The following is a 4,861-nucleotide window of genomic DNA, read 5'->3' as shown; positions in this document are numbered from 1 at the left end:
CGTTGAGACAGATGGGGCCGTCAATAGCTTCAACGACCTCGCGCATGGTGGCATCGCGGCCACGCTGAAGGATCGCGAATCCACCAGCTTTTCCACGTCTGGAAGAGATCAATTCGGCGTGCACCAGGGCCTGCATCACCTTCGAGAGAAAACTCTCCGGAGCCGCAGTGGCATCCGCGAGGGCAGGGAGGAAGGCTCGTTTCTCAGGAGGAAGGGTGGCCAGGTGCACCATGACGCGGACGGCATAATCAGCCGCGCGTGTCAGTTGCATGGAGGAGTTACACCTCTCCACTGCGGGGTCATTCAGAGAATTTTCTTTCATGCGCGGTCTCTCGATTGCAAGCCCTCTATCTGGACCGGGCGAGTCCAATTCGAAGCAAATTGAGAGCAGAGTAGCCGACAGCGTCACCCACGAATGTATCGGTCATCACAGACCTCCGGGACGCCGCCGGATAATTCTGTCTTTTCGAACCAATTGGAGAGAAATAGTCCAAAATCCTTTCCGAAACGCTGAAGATGTTTGCCCGGCAGCGATCGTGTTTGGATTTTCTCCCTTTGCCGATAAGGTGCTTGAACCGTGAAAGGGGCTTGTTAACGACCTCATGCAATCGTTCCCTGCTGTAGATCCCATTCCTTTACCTGCACCGATATGGCTGATCAAGCTGCTGCATATCGTGACGCTGGCATTGCACTTTGTTGCGGTGGAGATGTTGCTGGGCGGCTTGCTTATAGCGGTCGTGCTGAGTCTCTTCCGCAATTCGCCGCAATCACAAGTTACCGCGCGGGCGGTGGCGAAGCGTCTGACCGTTGTGATGACGTTCGTTATCAACCTTGGCGTGCCGCCGCTTCTCTTTGCCCAGGTTCTGTATGGGCGCGCGCTTTACACGTCGAGCGTGCTGATTGGCGTGTACTGGATTTCGATCATAGCGGTACTGACCCTTACTTACTGGCTCCTGTACCAATTCACCGCGCGGCTGGAGGCGGGGAAGTCGGCATGGTGGGTGGGGCTGTCGGCGTGGCTGCTTTCGGGCTATATCGCGCGGATGCTCTCGACCAACATGACCCTGATGTTGCGGCCCGAGGTATGGCGCGACATGTATTCCTCGTCGGCGATGGGCCTGTATCTGCCTCCGACTGATCCAACCCTGACGCCGCGCTGGCTGCTGATGATGGCGGGCGGGTTGTTCATCGGCGGCCTGTGGCTGGTCTATCTCGCGGGACGCAGTACGTTCACAGCGGATGAGAAGAGCTTCGTTGCCGGGCTTGGCGGCAAACTGGCCGCGGCATTCGGGATTGTTTACCTGGCGGCGGGAATCTGGGCGGCACGCGTGCAGCCGGATGCAGTGAAGGCTGGATTGTCGACGCATCCGCTGTATCACTTCGCTTCGTTCGCCGGATATGGCTGGATGGTACTGGTAGTAGTTGCGATACTCGCAGCGGCTTTCGCTGGATTTGGAAAGATAGGCGCGAACTGGCTTGGCTGGGTGGCTGCCACACTGGCGCTGCTGATCGAATTAACGCTCGTGATCTTCCGCGATGCGGTGCGCGATCTGTCGCTGCTGGTCAAAGGTTTCGATGTGTGGGACCGGACCGTGGTGACCAACTGGGGTGTGGTCGGCCTGTTCCTGGTGCTGTTTGTTGGCGGACTAGGCGTGGTCGGCTGGCTGATCTCGGTCGTGGCACGCGCACAAAAGCCGATGGAAGGAGCGGTGCTATGAGCTCGCATATTGTTCTGGAAAAACTGACAGTCAAGCCGGGCGAAGACCACCCCGGCAAGCAAAGACCACTTGCCGGGGGCCCCGGCGAAGAAGCCGAGAGGTCAACGCGCCGCGCATTCCTCGTCGCTGCGGGTGCAGCGGGGCTTTGCTATACGGCTGCACTCGCTTATCCCATCTATCGCTACCTGGCATCGCCCGAAGAGATGGCATCAAGCGCGACGGCAGTGAAGGAAGTCTCGCTTAAGGATGCGCAGAAGCTGCCGGCAGGGTCGGTGCTGATGTTCAAGTTCGGTACTTCGCCGGCAATGTTGATCCACCATGCTGACGGTACGTGGGCTTCGCTCACCGCTGTTTGCACGCACCTCGGCTGCACCGTCCAATACGAGCCGCAAGCCGATCGCATTCACTGTGCCTGCCACGGTGGCGTTTACAACGCATACACAGGCGCGAACGTGAGTGGTCCACCCCCAAAACCGCTCAAGAAGTTCAATGTTGTAGTCGGTGAGAACTCCGTTGAAGTGTCGCGCGCGTAACGCGTTCGAGCACATAACGCACAAGGACATCAGGCATGACGACAAAGACCGCTTTTATCTATGACTGGGTTGATGAGCGCCTCGGCCTTTCGGAGCTCGCCGCTTTTGCGCGCAAGAAGACCGTTCCCGTCCACGCCCAATCGTTCTGGTACTACTGGGGTGGAATCTCGCTCTTTCTTTTTCTGGTGCAGTGCTTCACCGGCGTGCTGCTGCTGGTGTATTACCGGCCGGGAGCAGAATCTTTCGAATCGGTTCGGCAGATCACCTATGTGATGCACTTCGGGTGGTTGATTCGCTCGGCACACTCCTGGTCGGCGAACCTGATGATGTTCTCGATCCTGGTGCATATGTTCTCGGTCTACTTCATGAAGGCCTACCGCAAACCACGCGAATTTGGCTGGTTGAGCGGAATGGGGTTGCTGGGGATCGCGTCGGTGTTTGGTTTTTCCGGGTACCTGCTGCCCATGGACGAGCTCAGCTATTTCGCAACCAAGGTCGGTTTGGAGATTCCGGCGGCGATTCCGTTTATCGGGCCCGCCATTGCGAACATGTTACGCGGCGGACCGGATGTGAGCGAGTTTACCGTCCAGCGCTTCTTCGCACTCCACGTGGTGGTCTTGCCGGCGCTGTTCCTTCCGCTGCTGGCCTTCCATCTGTGGCTGGTTCAGAAACATGGCAACGCCGCACCGCCGAGTGAAGCAGCAAAACCGGTGACCGAACGCAAGACCATGCCGTTCATGCCGAACTTCCTGCGCAAGGATCTGGCGATGTGGCTTATCTCGCTGAATGTTCTGGCGCTGCTGGCTTCGGTATTTCCGTGGCAGCTTGGCAAGCAGTTTGACTCGCTAGCTCCCGCGCCAATGGGTATTCATCCCGAGTGGTACTTCATGAGTCCTTTCGAGATGCTGAAGCTGCTGGGTATGGTCAAGTGGCTGCAGGGCGAGCCTGGAGAGATCGCCGGAATTCTGCTCTTCACCGTCGGCATCGCGCTGTGGGTCATGATTCCGTTCTACGACACGAGCCGCGACTCTGGAAAACGCGGACGCGCTGCACATTATTTCGGCCTGATCGCGGTATTTGCGCTGCTGGCCACGACGGCAATTGGGTATTGGACGATTCGGTAAGACAGCGATCAGCTGTCAGCTCTCAGCCTTCAGTTCATCGCATGGCGCGAAAAAACTGAAAGCTGACGGCTGAGAGCTAAAAGCTTGGAGCTAAGAATGAACTATCCGTTTTGGGACGTTCCGCATTTAGGGTCGGGATGGGTGATCGGGTTGATCGCCATCTTTCACGTCATGATTTCGCAGTTTGCCGTAGGCGGCGGACTCTACCTTCCACTGGCGGAGCGCAAGGCACTGCGCATGCACGATCCCGCGCTTCGCGCCGAATGGCTCAAGCAACTCGCAAGCCACTCGAAGTTCTTTCTGGTTCTCACCGCGGTCTTTGGCACTGTGTCGGGCGTGGGTATATGGTTTGCGATTGGACTGACGCATCCCGAGGCGACCAGCACTCTGATTCACAATTTCGTTTTTGGCTGGGCGATGGAGTGGGTCTTCTTCATGGTTGAGCTGATCACCATCGCGGTCTACTACTACACGTGGAATCGCATCCCAGAGAAGCTGCACTTGAAAGTGGGCTGGGTTTATGCTGGCGCATCTGTCGCTACGCTCATCATCATCAATGGCATTTTGTCATTCATGCTGACGCCAGGGGACACCTGGATCGGCATTGCGGGAACGGGACACGAGGCGAGCAAATTCTGGAATGCATTTTTCAATCCGACGTACTGGCCAAGCCTTCTGCTGCGCGCTTGCGTTTGCGCGTCTCTAGCGGGCATCTGGGCGCTGATCACGGCGAGCCGCATCGATGGCGACAGGCATCCAGAGCTTAAGACGAGTATGGTGCAGTGGAGCGTGAAGTGGCTCGTGCCTTCGTTTGTTGCCATGCCGTTCCTGATGATCTGGTATTACGTGATGGTTCCGACTTCGCAGCGCGCATTACTGACTCTCGGAATTGACACGATCAACTCAGGTACTTTCTCGACCGTGACGCGCATGGCGCTGATCATTATTGTGACGTCTGCGACGATCATCTTTGTTGCGTACTTCCTCGCTTATCGAAATCCGACAGAATTCAACCTCTCGCATGCGCTGGCGGTTCTTGTTCTCGCACTGATGGCAACGGGAGCGGGTGAATATTCGCGCGAGATGCTGCGCAAACCGTATGTGATCGGGCGCTGGATGTATTCGAACGGCGTGCGCGTACCATATGTGACCAGGATCAATGCGCGGGGTTATCTGGCGGACTCGAACTGGGTGTGGAACGGATCTGCCTCGAACTATTCACGAGGCGAAGCGATCTTCCGCGGCGAATGCGGATCATGCCATACGCTACAAGGGTATCGGCCCCTGGCCCACTTGCTCGAAGGCCGCGATCGTGCCAACATTCGCAACTTCATCGTGATGCTGCACGAGAACAAGGCCGATTCGCCGTATCGCAAATTCATGCCGCCAATGGTAGGAACAGAGCAGGATGTCAACGATCTCACTGACTTCCTGAATGCACAGGTTAACCCACCTGCTCCGGCTTCGCAGAAACCCGTGCTAACGG

The 4,861-nt window shown here is 57.2% G+C and carries 5 protein-coding genes; 4 read left to right on the top strand and 1 reads right to left on the bottom strand.

What is annotated here, in order from left to right; translation table 11 throughout:
- On the bottom strand, window positions 1–322 hold a 322-nt coding region (locus WA354_RS23120), incomplete at its 3' end, for an RrF2 family transcriptional regulator (RefSeq protein WP_472815386.1).
- A gap of 280 nt (window positions 323–602) precedes the next feature.
- Here WA354_RS23120 and WA354_RS23115 point away from each other — a divergent pair.
- The 4 genes from WA354_RS23115 to WA354_RS23100 form a co-directional block, all read left to right on the top strand.
- The gene (locus WA354_RS23115; protein ID WP_472815385.1) at window positions 603–1,718 is read left to right on the top strand and encodes a hypothetical protein; all 1,116 of its coding nucleotides are present in this window, start codon (window positions 603–605) and stop codon (window positions 1,716–1,718) included.
- Window positions 1,715–2,251 carry a QcrA and Rieske domain-containing protein gene (locus tag WA354_RS23110; protein WP_472815384.1) on the top strand — a complete coding sequence of 179 codons (537 nt, stop codon included), beginning with the start codon at window positions 1,715–1,717 and terminating at the stop codon, window positions 2,249–2,251. Before WA354_RS23115 ends, WA354_RS23110 begins: the two co-directional genes overlap by 4 nt.
- A 35-nt stretch (window positions 2,252–2,286) precedes the next feature.
- The gene (locus tag WA354_RS23105; protein ID WP_472815383.1) at window positions 2,287–3,375 is read left to right on the top strand and encodes a cytochrome b; all 1,089 of its coding nucleotides are present in this window, start codon (window positions 2,287–2,289) and stop codon (window positions 3,373–3,375) included.
- 96 nt (window positions 3,376–3,471) lie between these two features.
- The coding region (locus tag WA354_RS23100; protein ID WP_472815382.1) for a cytochrome ubiquinol oxidase subunit I at window positions 3,472–4,861 on the top strand (1,390 nt) is incomplete at its 3' end.

The organism is Occallatibacter sp., assembly GCF_049802275.1.
Lineage (GTDB): Bacteria > Acidobacteriota > Terriglobia > Terriglobales > Acidobacteriaceae > Telmatobacter.
The sequence above is the reverse complement of the archived record's forward strand: the minus strand, read 5'-3'. Positions and strand labels throughout refer to the sequence as shown.